Source organism: Sphingobium sp. BS19 (assembly GCF_027925545.1).
Classification (GTDB): domain Bacteria; phylum Pseudomonadota; class Alphaproteobacteria; order Sphingomonadales; family Sphingomonadaceae; genus Sphingobium.
Map to the genome: position 1 here is coordinate 46,754 of NZ_BSEF01000002.1, position 17,427 is coordinate 64,180.

The 17,427-nt window shown below is 58.6% G+C and carries 19 protein-coding genes and 1 other RNA gene; 9 read left to right on the forward strand and 11 right to left on the reverse strand.

Annotated features, from left to right (window positions below; all coding sequences use genetic code 11):
* Positions 1-97 precede the first annotated feature (97 nt).
* The 3 genes from QMG56_RS02655 to ffs all read right to left on the reverse strand — a co-directional run bounded on the left by QMG56_RS02655 (position 98) and on the right by ffs (position 2,231).
* Positions 98-421 (reverse strand): YbaB/EbfC family nucleoid-associated protein, encoded by a 324-nt coding sequence (locus tag QMG56_RS02655; RefSeq protein ID WP_281821220.1) that lies wholly within the window; start codon positions 419-421, stop codon positions 98-100.
* Positions 418-2,037 carry a DNA polymerase III subunit gamma/tau gene (locus QMG56_RS02660; protein ID WP_281821036.1) on the reverse strand — a complete coding sequence of 540 codons (1,620 nt, stop codon included), beginning with the start codon at positions 2,035-2,037 and terminating at the stop codon, positions 418-420. The genes QMG56_RS02655 and QMG56_RS02660 overlap by 4 nt, the downstream gene beginning before the upstream one ends.
* Positions 2,038-2,133: 96 nt before the next feature.
* An RNA gene (gene ffs, locus QMG56_RS02665) (signal recognition particle sRNA small type) lies at positions 2,134-2,231 on the reverse strand.
* A gap of 113 nt (positions 2,232-2,344) precedes the next feature.
* Here ffs and QMG56_RS02670 point away from each other — a divergent pair.
* Entirely contained in the window at positions 2,345-3,448 is a 1,104-nt protein-coding gene (locus QMG56_RS02670) for a calcium:proton antiporter (RefSeq protein WP_230188177.1), read from the forward strand.
* Here QMG56_RS02670 and bla read toward each other — a convergent pair whose 3' ends face one another.
* From bla to QMG56_RS02690, 4 genes are read right to left on the reverse strand one after another with little or no spacing between them, the layout of a single operon-like run.
* Positions 3,449-4,369 (reverse strand): class A beta-lactamase, encoded by a 921-nt coding sequence (bla, locus tag QMG56_RS02675; RefSeq protein ID WP_375713625.1) that lies wholly within the window; start codon positions 4,367-4,369, stop codon positions 3,449-3,451.
* Positions 4,370-4,374: 5 nt separating this feature from the next.
* Positions 4,375-4,710: a 2Fe-2S iron-sulfur cluster-binding protein gene (locus tag QMG56_RS02680; protein WP_281821037.1), complete on the reverse strand. Its 336-nt coding sequence runs from the start codon at positions 4,708-4,710 to the stop codon at positions 4,375-4,377.
* Positions 4,707-5,849 (reverse strand): cysteine desulfurase family protein, encoded by a 1,143-nt coding sequence (locus tag QMG56_RS02685; RefSeq protein WP_281821038.1) that lies wholly within the window; start codon positions 5,847-5,849, stop codon positions 4,707-4,709. Before QMG56_RS02685 ends, QMG56_RS02680 begins: the two co-directional genes overlap by 4 nt.
* Entirely contained in the window at positions 5,828-6,796 is a 969-nt protein-coding gene (locus QMG56_RS02690; protein ID WP_375713633.1) for a cysteine desulfurase family protein, read from the reverse strand. The genes QMG56_RS02685 and QMG56_RS02690 overlap by 22 nt, the downstream gene beginning before the upstream one ends.
* A 173-nt stretch (positions 6,797-6,969) precedes the next feature.
* On the opposite strand from QMG56_RS02690, the gene QMG56_RS02695 reads away from it, so the two are divergent.
* Positions 6,970-7,626: an alpha/beta hydrolase gene (locus QMG56_RS02695; protein WP_230188174.1), complete on the forward strand. Its 657-nt coding sequence runs from the start codon at positions 6,970-6,972 to the stop codon at positions 7,624-7,626.
* A gap of 28 nt (positions 7,627-7,654) precedes the next feature.
* On the opposite strand, the gene QMG56_RS02700 is transcribed toward QMG56_RS02695, so the two are convergent.
* On the reverse strand, positions 7,655-7,819 hold the full coding sequence (locus QMG56_RS02700) for an LPXTG cell wall anchor domain-containing protein (RefSeq protein WP_230188173.1): 165 nt from the start codon (positions 7,817-7,819) through the stop codon (positions 7,655-7,657).
* Positions 7,820-7,981: 162 nt separating this feature from the next.
* A complete protein-coding gene (locus QMG56_RS02705) occupies positions 7,982-8,494 on the reverse strand; it encodes a hypothetical protein (RefSeq protein ID WP_281821040.1) in 513 nt (170 codons plus the stop codon).
* 313 nt (positions 8,495-8,807) lie between these two features.
* Here QMG56_RS02705 and rpiB point away from each other — a divergent pair, with 313 nt between their 5' ends.
* The 4 genes from rpiB to QMG56_RS02725 all read left to right on the forward strand — a co-directional run bounded on the left by rpiB (position 8,808) and on the right by QMG56_RS02725 (position 12,244).
* Positions 8,808-9,245 (forward strand): ribose 5-phosphate isomerase B, encoded by a 438-nt coding sequence (gene rpiB / locus QMG56_RS02710; RefSeq protein WP_281821041.1) that lies wholly within the window; start codon positions 8,808-8,810, stop codon positions 9,243-9,245.
* 29 nt (positions 9,246-9,274) lie between these two features.
* Positions 9,275-10,615, forward strand: coding sequence for a serine hydroxymethyltransferase (glyA, locus tag QMG56_RS02715; protein WP_281821042.1), 1,341 nt, complete (start codon positions 9,275-9,277; stop codon positions 10,613-10,615).
* 3 nt (positions 10,616-10,618) lie between these two features.
* On the forward strand, positions 10,619-11,080 hold the full coding sequence (nrdR, locus tag QMG56_RS02720) for a transcriptional regulator NrdR (protein WP_281821043.1): 462 nt from the start codon (positions 10,619-10,621) through the stop codon (positions 11,078-11,080).
* A 72-nt stretch (positions 11,081-11,152) separates the two neighbouring features.
* Positions 11,153-12,244: a TrmJ/YjtD family RNA methyltransferase gene (locus QMG56_RS02725; RefSeq protein ID WP_281821044.1), complete on the forward strand. Its 1,092-nt coding sequence runs from the start codon at positions 11,153-11,155 to the stop codon at positions 12,242-12,244.
* A gap of 3 nt (positions 12,245-12,247) precedes the next feature.
* Here QMG56_RS02725 and QMG56_RS02730 read toward each other — a convergent pair whose 3' ends face one another.
* A complete protein-coding gene (locus tag QMG56_RS02730; protein WP_281821045.1) occupies positions 12,248-12,556 on the reverse strand; it encodes a chorismate mutase in 309 nt (102 codons plus the stop codon).
* Positions 12,557-12,755: 199 nt separating this feature from the next.
* Between QMG56_RS02730 and rpsD the strand changes: the two genes are divergently transcribed.
* Positions 12,756-13,370: a 30S ribosomal protein S4 gene (rpsD, locus tag QMG56_RS02735; RefSeq protein WP_230188166.1), complete on the forward strand. Its 615-nt coding sequence runs from the start codon at positions 12,756-12,758 to the stop codon at positions 13,368-13,370.
* A 64-nt stretch (positions 13,371-13,434) separates the two neighbouring features.
* Here rpsD and QMG56_RS02740 read toward each other — a convergent pair whose 3' ends face one another.
* Positions 13,435-15,396: a S9 family peptidase gene (locus tag QMG56_RS02740; RefSeq protein ID WP_281821046.1), complete on the reverse strand. Its 1,962-nt coding sequence runs from the start codon at positions 15,394-15,396 to the stop codon at positions 13,435-13,437.
* Between the two features lie 168 nt (positions 15,397-15,564).
* Between QMG56_RS02740 and QMG56_RS02745 the strand changes: the two genes are divergently transcribed.
* Positions 15,565-16,548, forward strand: a complete 984-nt coding sequence (locus QMG56_RS02745; RefSeq protein ID WP_281821047.1) for an agmatine deiminase family protein — start codon at positions 15,565-15,567, stop codon at positions 16,546-16,548.
* Positions 16,549-16,563: 15 nt separating this feature from the next.
* Complete coding sequence (aguB, locus tag QMG56_RS02750) at positions 16,564-17,427, forward strand: N-carbamoylputrescine amidase (protein WP_281821048.1); 864 nt, start codon at positions 16,564-16,566, stop codon at positions 17,425-17,427.

Sequence of the window (17,427 nt, forward strand, 5' to 3'; positions counted from 1 at the left end):
CGTGGCACGCAACATGGCGCCTTCCCTATTATATGGGCGTTCGGCGGAAGTGGTTCAATCGGCCGATGGTATGAAAAGCCGACACGTCAAAACCTACTCAGAACGGTAGCTTGAAACCGGGCGGCAACGGGATACCGCTGGTCAATTTACCCATTTCCGCGTTGCTGACCTCATCGGCTTTTTTGCGTGCGTCGTTCAACGCGGCGGCAATCAAGTCCTCCAGGATCTGCTTTTCCGATGGCACCAGCAGGTTTTCGTCGATGCTTACCCCGATGATGCGGCCCTTTGCCGACGCGCGCACCTTTACGACGCCGCCGCCAGACACGCCTTCAACTTCGATATTATCCAGGTTTTCTTGAGCCTTGGTCAATTCTTCCTGCACACGGCTCGCCATGCCCAGGATTTCATTCAAGTCTTTCATGCGCTCACGCTCCATTTTTCGGTGTCTTCGGTATTCAGCAGTTCGGCATCGGGGAAAGCCGCCATCGCCGCACTGACAATCGGCGTCGCCAATATCGCCTGTCGCGCCGCGTCCTCGGCGGCCTGCTCTTGCTCCCAAAGGGTTGGCTCGACCGGTCCATCGCCGATCATCACTTGCCACTGTTGCCCCGTTATATCACCCAACCGCTTTGACAGTTCCTGAACGAAACCAGCCTCCAACGCGCGGCGAGGACGAAAGACCAGTTCCGGCGGTGCAAAGCGCACCAGACCAACCTCATCATGCAGTGTCACAGCCATACTGGCGCTGCCGGAGCTACGGTCGCCACGCAGCATCTCGATAAGTCCCGAGAAGCTGTCAGGCATTGGCTTTCCCGCCGGCGATGGCGAGGAAGCGATAGCCTGAGGGGCGATTGGCATGCCACCTCCCTCGCGCAGCATCCGGGCCAGTTCGCCTGGATCCGGCAAAGTCGCCGCATGAACCGTGCGCAGTAGTGCCATCTCGCACGCTTCCAGCGGGAGAATGGCGCTGGCAACTTCATCATGCCCCTTGAGCAACAACTGCCACAGCCGATGCAACGCCGCGAAGTTGAGTGCGGATGCCCATTCGGCCAGCGCATCGCGCTCCTCGGCCGATTGCGCGGGATCGTCTCCGCCCCGGCCGGCCTTGGTTACAGTTACCGCATGTACGATCTCAAGCAGTCCGCGTATCAATGCCAGCGGTTCTACGCCCAGATCATGCTGTTCTCGCACAGCCTCCAGCATCGGCGCAGCTTCCCCGCCTAGCATCAGGCCCAGAAGACGACGCACGGACCCACGATCGGACAGGCCAAGCATATCGCGCACCTGCGCAGCCGTTACCAGCGGGCCGCCATCATCCATATCCGCATGCGCGATGGCCTGATCGAGTATCGAGAGGCCGTCGCGCGCAGAACCTTCCGCAGCTTGCGCAATCAGAGCCAGCGCAGCCGGTTCGGCACGCACGCCCTCGGCATCGGTAACATACATGAAGTGCGCCGTGAGCTTTTCCGCGGAGATACGCCGCAAATCGAAACGCTGGCAGCGCGACAGCACCGTGATCGGTACTTTATTTACTTCGGTGGTCGCGAACAGGAACTTTACGTGTTCCGGCGGCTCTTCCAACGTCTTGAGCAATGCGTTGAAGGCGTTCTTCGACAGCATGTGCACTTCGTCGATGATATAAACCTTGTATCGTGCTGACACGGCGGAATAGCGGACAGCCTCGATGATCTCACGGACGTCATCGACGCCGGTATGGCTGGCGGCGTCCATTTCAATTACGTCGATATGGCGACCTTCCGCAATGGCGGTGCACGGCTCACATACACCACATGGATCGATGGTGGGGCCGCCCTGCCCATCCGGGCCGATGCAATTCAACGCCTTTGCAATGAGGCGGGCCGTCGAGGTTTTACCAACACCGCGCACACCGGTCATCAGGAAGGCATGGGCAAGGCGGCCACGCTTGATCGCGTTACCCAGCGTTTGCACCATGGCATCCTGACCGATCAGTTCGCGGAAATTGCCTGGTCGATATTTGCGAGCAAGTACGCGGTAAGGCTGAGAGGAATCGGTCATCGACTGGATGTAGCGGGTTGGATGGATATTGTCGAAGGCTTGGCGCGAGTAAACCACGCATCATCATGAAACGAACGGTGCGCCGTCACATGGATTAAAGGTGGGAGCCGGAACGACCCGCAGCGAAATCGTTGTGGCTGCTTCCGTCAGGACCTGACCCGGTTGGCGACGACCACGTCCGCCCGACTCCCGTCGCGCATATGGCGGCTTTACCCGCGCTGCGCAAGTATCGAGATGCGCACCATATTTGCAGACTGGGCGCCATGCGGCGAATGACAAGCGAGCATGTTTTGCCTAGGGTCATGGCATGACATTGACATCGTTCCGCCTTCCCATTGCATGGCTAACCGTAGCCGCCGTAATGTTCGCCCCTGCCATAAAGCCGATGGATATGTCGCCGGTCATAGCATTCGGCCTGTTCATCTGGCTGCTTGGGGTAATTTTCTGGGCGGCCTTTGGCGTCGTTCATGAAGCTGAAGAATTGGCCGAGGCGCTGGGTGAGCCACTGGGCACATTGGTGCTGACCTTATCCATCGTGATCATCGAAGTTGCGCTGATTTCAGCCGTGATGCTCAGCGCCAAAGACGTGCCGACGTTAGGGCGGGATACGATGTACGCGGTGCTCATGATCGTGCTCAACGGCGTAGTCGGGCTGGGCCTTCTCGTGGGGGGGCTACGACACGGTCAGCAAAGCTTCAATCTCCAGGGAGCCAGTGCATATCTGGCATTGACGATCCCGTTGGCGATGATTGCGCTTGTGCTGCCAAATTTCACAACCTCGACTGGGGCAGGCACGTTATCGCCAGTGCAATCAGCATTGTTTTCCATACTGACTATCACGCTTTATGGTCTTTTTCTTTGGCTGCAAACGGGACGGCACAAGAGTTTCTTTATGGCTGCAGGAGCGGCTAACGATACGCCCGGCGCGACACCCTTGCCTCATGCCAACCCAAATTCCGCGCCAGTCAGTCGGCATGTCATCCTTTTGCTAGCCAACATCCTGCCTATCGTCATTCTGTCGAAAAGCCTTGCGAAATTGCTGGATGCAGGGATCGGCCAACTCGGCGCGCCTACTGCGTTAAGCGGCATCATCATCGCCATGATCGTCTTCACACCCGAAGGCATTTCCGCCTTACGCGCGGTGGCGGCGAACGAGTTGACCCGCGCCATAAACCTGTGCCTTGGCGCGGCAACTTCGACCCTTGGGCTGACCGTGCCTGCCGTTCTCCTGATCGGCTTGCTTACAGACCAACCCGTCGTTCTGGGTCTTTCTGCGGCCAACATGGTGCTGTTGGCGATTACCCTGGTGCTTAACACGCTGACATTTTCAGGAACGAGGACCACTACGCTGGAGGGCGCAGTGCACCTCACCTTGTTTGCAGTGTTTCTTATTCTGGTATTCAGCCCGTGATCACTGCGCTGCGCGCTTTTCGATCTCAGTGAGGATCGTTACAGCAGCGCGCGCCGTACTCGCGATGGCTGCATCAGCATTTTCTGCGTCCACCGTCGGACGGTCGAGATAGATCGCCAGCACGTAATCCTTGCCTCCAGGCGATTTCAACACCGCGACGTCGTTATTGGCCGTGCCGCAAGAGCCGGTCTTGTCGCCTACCTGCCACCCTTTGGGCAGACCGGCGCGGATACGGGCTTTGCCGGTCGTACTGCTTTCCAGCCATCCGCGAAGCTGCTGCGCAGCGGACGTCGGCATATCCTGGAACAAAAGCCGCGCCATCACCGTCACCATCGACGCCGGACTGGTCGTGTCCCGTTCATCGCCTTGGGCATTTTCGTTAAGCGTGGGTTCGGTGCGGTCCAGACGTGTCACATCGTCGCCATGAGCCCGCAAAAAACGGGTAAAACCTTCCGGACCACCCACCAGCGGCAGAAGTAGGTTGGCCGCGCTGTTGTCGCTGACTTCAACGGCCGCCTTCGCTAGTTCCGAAATTGGCATACGGCCCTTTTTCAAACTGGCCGCCACCACGGGCGCGTAGTCGAGCAAATCGGATTGCGCGACAGGAAGGGTGCCATCCATACCATAGCGACCCTGTTCCGCGCCCATCAGCACTGCTGCTGCGAGCGGTGCCTTGAATGTGGAACACATCGCAAAGCGCTCTTCGCGATTGAAGCCAAGGAGCAGTTTCCCTTCGGCATCCACCAGAGCGATGCCCAGGCGCCCGCCAGTAGATTCCTCGATCTGACGTGGATTCGCCACTGCCACCGGTTTGGCGGCTTGCTCTAAACTTTCGAGCTTAAAACGGCCTACATCGGATTGGGCGTGCGACGGCACGCCGGTCGTCGCGGCCATGGCTGCCAGCACGAAAACGTACCGCATATCCCTTACATTCCCTGCATGTTGTGGCTTTCCGGCGGGATTTGCACGGTCAGGCTGGCAATCGCATCGGTCAGCAATATCTGACACGCAAGGCGGCTGTTGCGCGTGGCCGATGCAGCGAGATCCAGCATGTCCTCTTCCCCCTCGCTGGCGCGGGGGAGTTGGGCAAAATCTTCCGGCGTGACAATCACATGGCATGTCGAACACGCCATCTGCCCTTCGCATGTTCCTTCCAGCGGCTGTCCGGCAGCTTGAGCAATATCCAGCAAATTGGCGCCGGTGGGTGCATCCACCTCTTGCCGCTGCCTGCCGTCGGCGCTGATGAATGTGACTTTCGTCATGACCCGTGCGCTCCATTGGCGACCGATAGCTGACGCTCGGCCGCTTGCGTGATCGCCTTCGCAGCATCCTCCAGTTCGTCGATAGTCGTGTACCGGCCAAAGCCGATCCGAACCGATCCCCGGGCTTCTTTGTCGGATAGACCGATAGCTTGCAAGACATGACTGGGACGACCCGATCCACTGGCACAGGCGGACCCCAGCGAAAAGGCAATGTCGCGGCATTCGGACAGCAACCGCGCGCCGTCTATTCCGTCACGGCGGATATTCAAATTGCCGTGATAACGCGCACCCATGCTGCCGTTTATCGTCCAGTCGTCGAACAGGCGCAATGCGGCTTGCCACAGCATTTCGGTATGTTGGGTGTCACTGTCCCGAAGGCGATGCATGAGGTCCGCGGCCACACCAAAGCCCGCACACAAAGCTGGCGAGAGCGTGCCGGATCTTAGGCCGCCCTCCTGACCGCCGCCATGAAGCAGCGGGGGGATTGTGATGCCATCGCACAGCCAAAGCGCGCCGACGCCCTTTGGGCCGTGGACCTTGTGCGCGCTGATCGTGAGCGCATCGGCCTGCTGGGGGAGCGGGACACGCCCGAAGCCCTGTACGGCGTCGCAAAGAAAGACCGCGCCCGCTGCGTGGGCCAGGTCACATAGCGCATCGACAGGTTGAATGACGCCAATCTCGTTATTCACAAGCATAGCCGTAACTAGCGCAGTGTCGGACGTGATGGCAGCGCGCGCTGTTTCCAGATCGACCAAGCCGTCCGGTCCGACAGGCAGCAGGATCGTTTCATAGCCGTCCATCGCCAGCACGGTATCGCGAACAGCGGCATGCTCGGTAGCGAGCGCCACGATCCGGCGGCGGGCAGGCGGTGCCGAGCGTAATAAGCCGATGAGCGAAATGTTGATTGCTTCGGTTGCGCCGGAGGTAAACACGAGCTTTCCTAGTGGCATAGCCATCGCCATCAGGATTCGGTCGCGGGCGAGTTCGACTTGCGCAGCCGCCTGCCGCCCGGCGCGATGGGTGCTGTGCGGATTGCCGAATTGATCACGAAGCAACGGCACCATCGCTTCGAACGCTTCTGGCGCGAGGGGCGTCGTCGCCTGATAATCGAGATAGATCACGACGCGACGGTCCGCCATGTAGCGACGAAGCGATCGATATCAGCAGCGCTGGTTTGCGGACCGAAGCTGACGCGGATTACTTCGCCTGCCGCCGTTTCGTCCCAGCCCATTGCGGTCAGAACGTGGCTGGCTTTTAACGTGCCCGAAGAGCAGGCGCTGCCTGCGGATACCGAGATGCCTGCCATGTCAAAGCGGATAAGCTGCGCGCGGGCCGAGACGCCCGGCATACGATAGCTTGCGATGGTTGGTATGCGGGGCGACGCTCCGGCCACCACATCGCCCCCAGCGTCGGCTATGGCGCTGTCGAGCTGCATTCTAAGGTTTGCGGCGACCTTGAGCCATTCGCGTGGCGCTTCGAGCGCTGCGGCCATGGCCATGATTGCGGGCAGGTTCTCCGTGCCAGCGCGATAGCCTTGTTCCTGCCCGCCGCTGGGATGGATAGTCGTGAGGTCTCGGATCAGGAGCGCACCGATACCTGGCGGGCCACCGAATTTATGCGCGCTGATCGCGATCATGTCGGCGTTCGGAAGTGAAAGCTTTCCTGCTGTTTGGGCGCAATCGGCGAAGAGATGAGGAATGTCATCGAGAGGCTGAACGACTCCGGTTTCGTTGTTGGCGTGTTGGATGGCCCGCAGTCCTTCCTTTCCAACATTCGAGGGCAGGATGACTAAGCCATCGGCCCCTACTTCCAACCGCTTGCTCCCGGGTGTGACCCGTAACACGGCGTCGTGCTCGACTGATGAAGTTACGATTGCTTCCGCTTTCGCGCGGGTTAGCGCAATGGCGATCGCTTCGCTGGCGCCGGATGTAAAAATGATGTGGCCTGGCCAATCCAGCGCTTTTGCTATCCGGGCGCGGGCATCCTCCAGCTTCGCTCTGGCTGCGCGCCCATCGGCGTGGGGGCTGGAAGGATTGGCCCAGCTTTGCATGGCGTCGACCATCGCTGCGACCGCCTCAGGCAGCATCGGGGTCGTGGCGGCGTGATCCAGATAGAGACGATCCAAGGGGAAGATACACTCATTGATTGCGAAAAAGGGCGCGACATCTATATAGGCGGCAAACCCGCCATAGCCACAGGCGAAAGCAGACCGCATCCGCGCCTGCCGTCCGCCCCGGCCCAAAACATAGAGCAAGTCCCATGCCTGACGTGATTTTCACTGGCCCCGAAGGTCGTCTCGAAGGGCGCTTCAGCCCGCCGCCCCGCCCCCGTGCGCCCGTGGCGATGATCCTGCACCCACATCCGCAGGGCGGCGGCACGATGAACGACCGCATTACGCAGGCGCTGTATAAGACATTCGTGAAGCGTGGCTTTGCGGTGCTTCGCTTCAACTTCCGCGGCGTTGGCCGCAGCCAGGGCACGTTCGACAACGGGATCGGCGAACTGTCCGATGCCGCGTCGGCGCTCGATTGGGTACAAAGCTTTCATCCCGAAGCGCAGACCACCTGGATTGCCGGTTTCTCCTTCGGCGCTTGGATTTCCATGCAGTTGCTGATGCGTCGCCCAGAAATTCGCGGCTTCATCTCGGTGGCTCCGCCTGCCAATATGTATGATTTCAGCTTTCTGGCGCCTTGCCCCTCATCGGGCATCATTGTGCAGGGGACCAATGATGAAGTTGTCACGGCCAGCGCCGTTCAGAAGCTGGTAGACAAGCTACGCACCCAGAAGGGCATTACGATCCACCATGACGAAATTCGTGGCGCAAACCACTTTTTCGAACATGAACTCGACCAGTTGATGAAATCGGTCGACAATTATCTCGATATGCGCCTTTCGCCAGACTCACCCATCCGGTGAACGTCATGCCTCCCCACCAGGGGAGGCATCACATCGGCACCGCCCATATCGCTACATTGCCCAGCATCACGACACCGGCGGCAAGCATCAACAATGCTTGCTTCCGGTCACGCTTCTTGAAGAGCAGATATGTTCCACCGCCAAGTAACGCCAACCCCGCGAGCATAAGTAGCGACAGGATCGTCCCGCTCATACGGGAACGCTATATTTGACGTGGAAATGACGCACGTAAGACTGAGTTATAAATAACATAGACCCGCCATACCTAAGCACGGCTGATAGGGAAAGAGAGCCAGTTATCGATCACCGGCCAAGGCCTTTACATTGAACCGGGCGACGCTTCACCGCCGCCTTTCTAAAACGGGAAGGCCACAGAACCAAGATCCGCCCCCGCAAGCAAGGCGTCCCTGGCCTTTTTGGCTTTTGCAATGACGGCTTCAGGCTCATTGCGGACGATTGTCGGGAAAGACTGGCCATCACGCAGCACCTGATCGGTATCAGCCCAAGCAATCGCGGGGTCGGGGGCGAACAATATCGGTTCGCCGTCTGCATGAGGTGTTACACAGTGCAGCAAATCCCGCGATAGAACGACTGAGTGAAGAACAAATACATCGCCTCGCTTCCACCAGCCGGGCACCACTTTGGATTCGCCCGTAGGGTCAGCCTTCGTATAGGTATGAACATTGTTATGGCACTGCTGCGGAAGCATGCTCATTTGCTCCAAAGTTTCTTGGGGTAAGCGAGCGACACTATAGAAAGTGAGCGAGCGAATATCATCCTGCAACGAATTCTCAGCCAAGGACGCGGGAACCATGCAACGCTCAAGCTCCAGAATGACACTGCTTCTGCTCAAACTTTGATCGACCATTAAATAATCACATTTCTTTCAATTCATTCGCGGAAAGAACGCCCTTGCCCGATTATCGATCCGAAATCAGGTAAAAAATGCATACTGTTCAAATAGTTATGATGTCCTGCAAATGGGATGAACCGAACCGGGAGTTCATCGCATGGTCAGGTTTAACGCCTGAAACAATCAGGCAAGACGGATGTGCCGCCTGCAAACAGATCTGTCTCAGCCATCCAAAATGGCAGTCCCAAAATCGTAACATGGCCAAATGCCGTGATCGGCACTAGAGAGACGGCATCCGAATCATAGCCGCCGTAGGATCGCCCATCCCATGCGTATCATCATCGCGTCCGATCATGCCGCCGTTGAGTTAAAAGCATTGCTTGCCGACTGGCTGCGGGAGAGCGGGTACAAGGTCGATGACCTTGGCCCGATGACGGCCGACCGCGTGGATTATCCCGATTATGGCTACAAGCTGGCCGCTGCCATTGCCAGTGGTAGTGCCGAGCGGGGCATTGCTTTGTGCGGATCGGGCATCGGCATTTCGATTGCCGTCAATCGCAACCCTGCCTGCCGCGCGGCGCTGGTGTCCGAGCCATTGTCGGCGGCACTGTCACGCGAGCATAACGACGCCAATGTGTTGGCCATGGGTGCGCGACTGACCGGCCCCGATATGGCCAAGGCCTGCGTTGAAGCATTTCTCTCTACTGACTTCGGTGGCGGACGCCACGCCGATCGCGTGGCTAAGCTTTCTTCCCCGGCTTCCTAATCTCTGGCGCTCTGAAAGGAATTTTTCGCATGAGCAGCACTGCAACCCTTGCTTCCGCTCCCGACGCCTCGATCGACGACGTCGATGCCATCCGAGCAGAAGGCTTCTTCACGCGCACGGTCGCGCAAACCGATCCCGCCATCGCAGCCGCCATCGCCGATGAACTGAAACGCGAGCAGGGCCAGATCGAACTGATCGCATCGGAGAACATTGTGTCGCGCGCCGTTCTGGAAGCGCAGGGTTCGGTCTTTACGAACAAATATGCCGAGGGTTATCCAGGTAAGCGGTACTATCAGGGTTGTGCGCCTTCAGATGCCGTCGAGCAGCTCGCCATCGACCGGGCCAAGCAACTGTTCGGTTGCGGTTTCGTCAACGTGCAGCCGCATTCGGGCGCGCAGGCGAACGGCGCGGTAATGCTGGCGCTGACCAAGCCGGGTGACACGATCATGGGTCTGTCGCTCGATGCCGGCGGTCACCTGACCCATGGCGCGAAGCCAGCGCTTTCCGGCAAATGGTATAAAGCTGTGCAATATGGCGTCGATGAGACGACACACCTGATCGATTACGATGCCGTCGAAGCCATGGCGATCGAGAATAAGCCGACACTCATCATCGCTGGCGGGTCAGCTTATCCGCGCGAAATCGACTTCGCACGGTTCCGCGCGATTGCCGACAAGGTGTGCGCGATCTTCATGGTCGACATGGCCCATTTCGCTGGATTGGTGGCGGGGGGCGTGCATCCCACGCCGTTCGGGCATGCCCATGTAGTGACGACCACCACGCACAAAACATTGCGCGGCCCGCGTGGCGGCATGATCATGACCGACGACGAAGCCATCGCGAAGAAGATCAATTCGGCCGTGTTCCCTGGCTTGCAGGGTGGGCCGCTCATGCATGTGATTGCGGCGAAGGCAGTCGCATTCGGCGAAGCGCTGACGCCGGAGTTCAAGGCGTATTCTGCAGCCGTTGTGGCGAATGCCAAGGCGCTGGCAGCACGACTAAAGGCTCGTGGGCTCGACGTGATTTCGGGCGGCACCGATACGCACCTGGCGCTGATCGACCTGCGTCCTTATGGCATCAGCGGGAAGGATGCGGATGAAGCGTTGGAGCGCAGCCACATCACCTGCAACAAGAACGGCGTGCCTGGCGATCCCCTGCCCCCGACCAAGACGAGCGGCATCCGCGTCGGCTCACCAGCCGGCACGACGCGCGGCTTCGGCATCGCGGAGTTTGAAGCCATTGGCGATATGATCGCTGATGTGCTCGCCGCACTGCGCAACAATGGAGAAGCGGGCGATCCGGCAGTGGAAGCCGATGTGCGCAAGCGCGTGTCGGCCTTGTGCGCACGCTTCCCGATCTACGAGGGCTGAGACTTGCGTTGCCCCTTTTGCGGTCATGACGATAGCCAGGTAAAGGACAGCCGCCCCACCGAGGACAACGGTGCGATCCGGCGGCGGCGGCAGTGTGAAGCGTGCGGCGCGCGCTTCACGACTTTCGAGCGTATTCAATTGCGCGAGGTCTGGGTGCTGAAAAGCGAGGGGCGGCGCGAGCCATTCGAGCGTGACAAGCTGGCACGATCCATCGGCATCGCATGCCGCAAGCGGCCTATCGATGCGGGACGGATGGAAAAGCTCGTGTCGGGCATTCAGCGCCAACTCGAAACCAGCGGCGAGACGGAAGTCGAAGCCAAGATCATCGGTGAGATGGTGATGGAGGGGCTAAAAGTCCTCGACAGTGTCGCCTATATTCGGTTTGCCAGTGTTTATAAGGACTTCGGCGAAGCGCGGGATTTTGAGGATTTCGCAAGCACGGTAAAGGAAGTCGGGGGTGAGTGAGGGGCGGCGACCGATGTCATTCCCATGCCTTGTCCCCCATTCGATTCGAGCTTGTCGAGAACCGTCCACGAAATGAGCTTCTGGATTTACATTTTACGTTGCTCGGACGGCACTTATTATACCGGCCACACAGACGATCTTGAGCGTCGCGTGGCGCAGCATGAGTCGGGCACATTCCCCGGCTACACCCACGACCGTCGTCCGGTCGAACTGGTGTTCAGCGAAACCTTTGCCGAACGGATCGATGCACTGGAGCGAGAGCGTCAGGTCAAGGACTGGTCACGAAAGAAAAAAGAGGCGCTAATCCGTGGGGATTGGACTGCCGTTTATTCGGCAGCCCATTCCCGACCCCGCGTCCCGACTTCGCTTGACGCTGGCTTGAACCGAACGGGAGAGAAAGGGTTGCTCACGCCTAATCCCGTTCGGTTCGCTCCTGTCGAGAATAACCACCCCATAATCGTCCTCGTCCGCCCGCAACTTGGCGAAAACATCGGTAAGGCCGCTCGGGCGATGCTCAATTTCGGGCTCACTGAATTGCGACTCGTTTCTCCACGCGACGGGTGGCCCAATCCTGACGCTGGGCCTGCCGCATCGGGGGCCGACATCGTGCTGGAACGCGCTCAGGTGTTCGAGACGCTATCGGAGGCCGTCGCGGATTGTCAGCATGTCTATGCAACCACGGTGCGCAAGCGCGGCGTCACCAAGCCGGTCGTGACACCGGAAGAAGCCGCGCGGGAGATTCATGCCGCAACAGGGCGGAGCGCGTTCGTGTTCGGGCCGGAGCGGTCGGGTCTGGAAACGGACGACGTGGCTGTCGCGCGCACAATATTAACGGTGCCGATCAATCCGGAATTCGGTTCGCTCAATCTGGCTCAGGCAGTCATCCTGTGCGCTTATGAATGGTCGAAGCAAGTCGACCTTGTCTCTCCAACGCTCAATGATCTGGGTGAACCGGCGCCGCAGGAGGAACTGGACGGGATGATCGGGCAACTGGAAACGATGCTGGAGGTGTCGGGTTATTTCTTTCCCCCTGATCGGACGCCAGCGACCAAGCGCGCTTTGCGCAGCGTGCTGACGAAGCCAGGCTGGAACAGTCAAGAAGTGCGGACATTGCGCGGCGTTTTGTCGGCATTGACGAAATCGCGGCCCAGAGGAATGTCTTAAAGTCTATTTCCTCAGCCGATCGAACTCGACCATTTCATAGGCAATCGAGGCTTCCACAAGCGTTTCCCAGATTTCGCCAATCGCTTCTGCAGGGATGCTCAAATTCTCAGCCTCTGCAATAGCATTGGTAATCACGTCCGCTTTGCGCGCCTCGTCCCGAACATGCCCGCGTTCCGATTTGATCCGGGCAGCAGCGCGCATATAGGCAAAGCGTTCGGCGAACAGCGCGACAAGACGCCGGTCGAGCGCGTCCACGCCAGCGCGAACCTCGGTCATCGTATGGCAATCGGCGGGGAAGAGCGGTTCCGTCATGCCGCTTCCCTAAGCAAGGGGAGCGACGCTGTCGAGGGTTGACATCACCCCCCTGCCCCTTCATACGCGCGCCTTCGCAATTGGCCCTGCACCCCGGTGAAGCAGCGGCCCTGCTACGCATTTGCCGTATCGGAGCGAGTACCGGGATCGACGCTGCCTTTCAGGCGGCCAACGTTGTAGCAATTGTTAAGGAATACATATGTCGAAGCGTCAAAGCGCCAAGCACAAACTCGACCGCCGTATGGGCGAAAACATCTGGGGTCGTCCCAAGTCCCCGGTGAACAAGCGTGAATATGGCCCCGGCCAGCACGGTCAGCGCCGTAAGGGCAAAGTCTCCGACTACGGCATTCAGCTCCGCGCCAAGCAGAAGCTCAAGGGCTATTATGGCGACGTGACCGAAAAGCAATTCAAGAAGAACTACACCGAAGCGGCCCGTATGAAGGGCGACACCGGCCAGAACATGATCGGCCTGCTGGAGCGTCGCCTTGACGCTGTCGTCTATCGCGCCAAGTTCGCGCCCACGATCTTCTCGGCACGTCAGATCGTTTCGCACGGTCACATTTATGTGAACGGCGTGAAATGCAACGTGGCATCGCGTCTGGTGAAGCCCGGCGACGAAGTGACTCTGGGCAAGAAGGCGCAGGACATGGCGCTGGTCATGGAAGCGCAAGGCCTCGCCGAGCGTGACATTCCTGACTATATCGCACCCGATGGCAGCGCCAAGGTTACGTACACACGCATTCCGACGCTGGATGAAGTGCCTTATCCGGTGAAGATGGAACCGAACCTGGTCGTGGAATTCTATTCGCGCTGATCGTTTCGCGATCCTGGAAATGCGAAAGGGCGGTTCCTGCAGGAGCCGCCCTTTTTCGTTACCGTTATTGTCCGGCAGCTAACAGGAAGTCGCCTGCCTGCTGAAGGAGATCGGCACGTACATCGCTGTCGACAAGGCTATGTTCCAGACCTTGGTATACCACCAGTCGACTCTTCTTACCCGCGCCTTCCAGTTTGCTTTGCATGATCCGCGACTGGCTTATGTCGACGTTTACGTCTTCAGTACCGTGAAACATCAAAACGGGTGCGCGTATCGATTTTGCGTTTTGCGCCGGTGATGCAGCATCAGCCTGGGAGCCAGTGCCCAGAAAGTCTCTTTGTAGTGCATATGTTGTCGACCAGCGACTGCGGCGAAGCATATCACTGATGTCCGTAACGGGTGCGATGGCGACAATGGCCTTGAACAGATCGGGTGCGAGCACGCCTGCTTGCAGGGCTGCGTATCCGCCATAGGACCAGCCCGCGATCGTAAGCTTATTCGGATCTGCAATGCCGTTTTGTATCAGCCAGCGCCCCGCATCCGTTACATCGCCGACCGACGTGCGCCACGACCTGAAGCCATTGTTCATCAGCCACTGATCGCCGAATCCCGCCGATCCGCGAAACTGTGGCTGGATAACCGCAAAACCGCGTGCTGCGAAATATTGCGCCAGCCAATCAAATCCCCACTCATCGCGCGATTCAGGGCCGCCATGCGGCATTACAATCGCAGGCAGTCCCTTCGGGTCTTTCCCGGCCGGTAGCGTAAGATAGGCCAGCATGTCGGTTCCGTCTGCGACCTTGACGGTTACGGCCTTCATCGGAGACAGCGTAACGTTCGCCAACAAGGGGCGATTGGGCATGACCGGAGATAGTTTTTTGGCTGCTCGGTCGAAGAGATAATAGTTACCCGGATCGAGATCGCTACCCGCCCAAACAAGCATCCGATTTTCGTCCAGGCTGGTATCCGCCACATTGACAGCTCTCCCACCAAGCGCTTTGCCCAACGCCGACACTGCCGAAGCTATACCCTTGTCGAAGTACAGAGCTTCGCGATGTTCAAGCACATAGCTTACGCCTACAGTCCGTTTACGGCGACCAATCCGGATCAGGTCATCGACGTCAACCTTTGGATGGGCAAAGATAACCTCCTTTTTTTCGGTACTCCCTAAAGACGCACTAACGATGGCAAAACGCCCATCGATTTTCTCAAAGCCATATGCAACGTCCTTTGCCGGGTCCACCGCCACAGGCAAAAAGCCGGTTTTCTTGGACCAATCGTAGGTGCCAAGATCAAGCCAATCCCGACTACCCTTCAAGCGAAAGAAGTACTTTGTTGTACCTTTTGCGGAGTATTCCGCTACATTTTCTTGAACGCCCATGATGCGTATGTTGCCCAACCCATCACTAATGTAGCTAGTGGCCATAGTTTTTGGCATTTCCACACGGCTTATTTGTCCCGTTCGCGTATCGACGCGATCTATGCCCAGTCCTTCGAGCTTTTTTTCGACCAGACTTCCGATTTTGGCCTCCGGAACGTAAGAGCGGGCCATCAAGATGGCGCCGTTCTCTTCCGGCAGCAGGTCAACTATGCCGCCACCACGGAAATCCGCCCATAACGAATTCGAGCTCCGCTTCTGGCTAAGGAGTTTTACATGTCCGCCTGATGCATCAACGCCAACTACGTTACTGAAATTGTAAATTTCGCCTTCATAGTGGGTTGTGCCGTACACCTGACATGCCAGCCGATCGTTCGACACCCAATCGCAACTGCCCATGGATTCCGGTGCACCGGTTGTCGTCAGAACTGCTTTAGGCTCGGTGCCTTCCTTGGCATCAAGGATAAATAACTTGCTGGTCCTTCCGGATCCGGCGGCGATCAACGATATCTTGCTTCCATCCGGCGATATGCTGGCTGAAATGATCCCTTCCCGTGCACCGAACGCCACCGCGAGAGAATCGGGCGCAGCAGCGGCCGACGCCGAAATGAATAAAGCCGACGTGCAGCCTGTAACGAAACGAAGCACCTATTTTTCTCCCCCGAGCATATGTTGTCCTATCTTGCGAGCGCGGCCCAATATTGCAACCTGCATTGATGATGCAGGCCGACAACGAATTGCCAAAATTTGGGGCTGTCTGAACTGAGGTGATCCTGTAGAGGGCGGGCAGTCTCATATCCCGACCGGAGTTAACCGATGACCTATTACATGCCCGCCGAATGGGCTCTGCATGATTGGGTATGGATAGGTTTTCCAGGCAACGAAGAAGAATGGCCCGCTACATTGCCTGATGCGCAACGGCAGATAGCGGCATTTGCCGATGCTGTTCATGCGGGGGGTAAGGGCGAAGAGGTGCGGCTGGTCGCGGCGGACGACGCGAATGCGGCCATTGCGCGCGCATTGGTTGGAGTTGGCGTAGTCGTGCAGGTCGAAAAGCATGGTGACGTTTGGCTGCGGGACACGGGTCCAATCTGCGTTACCAACGGCAGTGCGCGCGCGCTGGTCGATTTCGGTTTCAATGGCTGGGGCGGAAAATATGTGATGGCGGGCGACGAGGACGTTGGCGCCCGTTTGGCCGCACAGATCAACCTATCGCTGACTACCGCACCGTGGATATTCGAAGGCGGTGCCGTGGATACCGACGGGACAGGATTGTTCGTGACGACCGAGCAATGCTTGTTGAACCCCAATCGCAATCCCGCGCTGGACAAGGGCAAGATCGAGACGCTGCTGGCGGGAAGCCTGGGCCTGTCCGATATGCTCTGGCTGGGCGACGGACTGCTCAACGATCATACCGACGGCCATGTCGATAATCTGGCGCGGTTTGTGGCACCCGGTGTGCTGGCGCTCCCCGAAGCCACCGATGCCGACGATCCCAACGCGGCGATTTACGCTGACGCGCGTGCGCGGGCCAAAGCGCATGGGGTTGAGGTGGCGTCGATGCCCTCGCCCGGCCTCGTACTGGTGGATGGCGAAGCGATCCCAGCGAGTTACATGAATTTCTACATCGGCAATGCCGCTGTCGTCGTGCCGATTTACGGTCGTCCGAACGATCAGGCCGCCCTCGATGCGCTGCGTCCGTTTTTTCCGGGCCGGGAGATTGTCGGATTGCGTAGCGATGCCATATTGGCGGGCGGCGGCAGTTTCCATTGCACCAGCCAGCAAATGCCGAGCGCCTGACCTTCCGGAGCCTGTATGACCAAAGTTACCGTTGCCGCCCTGCAACTCGCCTTCACCGACGATATCGACGAGAATATTGCGCTGGTTGAAACGCACGTGCGCAAGGCTGCGGCGCGTGGCGCCAAGATCATATTGCCCCCGGAGTTGTTCGAAGGTCCATATTTCTGCCGGGTCGAGGATGAGGCGCTGTTTGCCCGCGCGCAACCGCTGGAAAGCCATCCCGCGGTCCTTGCGATGCAGCGACTTGCGCAAGAGCTGGAAGTCTACATCCCCACCAGCTTTTTCGAGCGAGATGGGCAGCAATATTACAACAGCCTTGCAATGATCGACGATGCCGGCGCGATCATGGGTGTATACCGAAAAAGCCATATCCCCGATGGACCGGGATATGAGGAGAAATATTATTTCCGCCCCGGCAATACGGGTTTCAAAGTTTGGGATACGAAATACGGCACCGTCGGCGTCGGGATATGCTGGGACCAATGGTATCCCGAATGCGCGCGCGTGATGGCGCTGATGGGTGCTGAGATGCTGTTCTATCCTACGGCCATCGGATCGGAGCCTTATGATGCCGACCTTGACACCAGTCGGATGTGGCGGCGGGCGATGCAAGGCCACGCTGTCAGCAATTGCATGCCCGTCATCGCCGCCAACCGTATCGGAAGCGAAAGCGAAGACGACGGCACAGAGCAGCGCTTTTACGGCCACAGCTTCATTAGCGATGAGTGGGGCGACTTTCTCGCAGAGGTCGGCGCTCACGAAAGTGGGGCGCTGGTCGCGACTGTCGATCTGACGGCAGCGCGTACGCACCGGGCAGGCATGGGCTTCTTTCGCGATCGCAGACCCGAACTTTACGGGCGCATAGCACAGGACATCTGA

Excerpts from the sequence above, each read along its gene's own strand:
- QMG56_RS02655 (WP_281821220.1), bottom strand. The coding sequence starts at position 421 with ATGAAAGACTTGAATGAAATCCTGGGCATGGCGAGCCGTGTGCAGGAA.
- QMG56_RS02660 (WP_281821036.1), bottom strand. The coding sequence starts at position 2,037 with ATGACCGATTCCTCTCAGCCTTACCGCGTACTTGCTCGCAAATATCGA.
- QMG56_RS02670 (WP_230188177.1), top strand. The coding sequence starts at position 2,345 with ATGACATTGACATCGTTCCGCCTTCCCATTGCATGGCTAACCGTAGCC.
- bla (WP_375713625.1), bottom strand. The coding sequence starts at position 4,369 with ATGCGGTACGTTTTCGTGCTGGCAGCCATGGCCGCGACGACCGGCGTG.
- QMG56_RS02680 (WP_281821037.1), bottom strand. The coding sequence starts at position 4,710 with ATGACGAAAGTCACATTCATCAGCGCCGACGGCAGGCAGCGGCAAGAG.
- QMG56_RS02685 (WP_281821038.1), bottom strand. The coding sequence starts at position 5,849 with ATGGCGGACCGTCGCGTCGTGATCTATCTCGATTATCAGGCGACGACG.
- QMG56_RS02690 (WP_375713633.1), bottom strand. The coding sequence starts at position 6,796 with ATGCTGCCTGAGGCGGTCGCAGCGATGGTCGACGCCATGCAAAGCTGG.
- QMG56_RS02695 (WP_230188174.1), top strand. The coding sequence starts at position 6,970 with ATGCCTGACGTGATTTTCACTGGCCCCGAAGGTCGTCTCGAAGGGCGC.
- QMG56_RS02700 (WP_230188173.1), bottom strand. The coding sequence starts at position 7,819 with ATGAGCGGGACGATCCTGTCGCTACTTATGCTCGCGGGGTTGGCGTTA.
- QMG56_RS02705 (WP_281821040.1), bottom strand. The coding sequence starts at position 8,494 with ATGGTCGATCAAAGTTTGAGCAGAAGCAGTGTCATTCTGGAGCTTGAG.
- rpiB (WP_281821041.1), top strand. The coding sequence starts at position 8,808 with ATGCGTATCATCATCGCGTCCGATCATGCCGCCGTTGAGTTAAAAGCA.
- glyA (WP_281821042.1), top strand. The coding sequence starts at position 9,275 with ATGAGCAGCACTGCAACCCTTGCTTCCGCTCCCGACGCCTCGATCGAC.
- QMG56_RS02725 (WP_281821044.1), top strand. The coding sequence starts at position 11,153 with ATGAGCTTCTGGATTTACATTTTACGTTGCTCGGACGGCACTTATTAT.
- QMG56_RS02730 (WP_281821045.1), bottom strand. The coding sequence starts at position 12,556 with ATGACGGAACCGCTCTTCCCCGCCGATTGCCATACGATGACCGAGGTT.
- rpsD (WP_230188166.1), top strand. The coding sequence starts at position 12,756 with ATGTCGAAGCGTCAAAGCGCCAAGCACAAACTCGACCGCCGTATGGGC.
- QMG56_RS02745 (WP_281821047.1), top strand. The coding sequence starts at position 15,565 with ATGACCTATTACATGCCCGCCGAATGGGCTCTGCATGATTGGGTATGG.
- aguB (WP_281821048.1), top strand. The coding sequence starts at position 16,564 with ATGACCAAAGTTACCGTTGCCGCCCTGCAACTCGCCTTCACCGACGAT.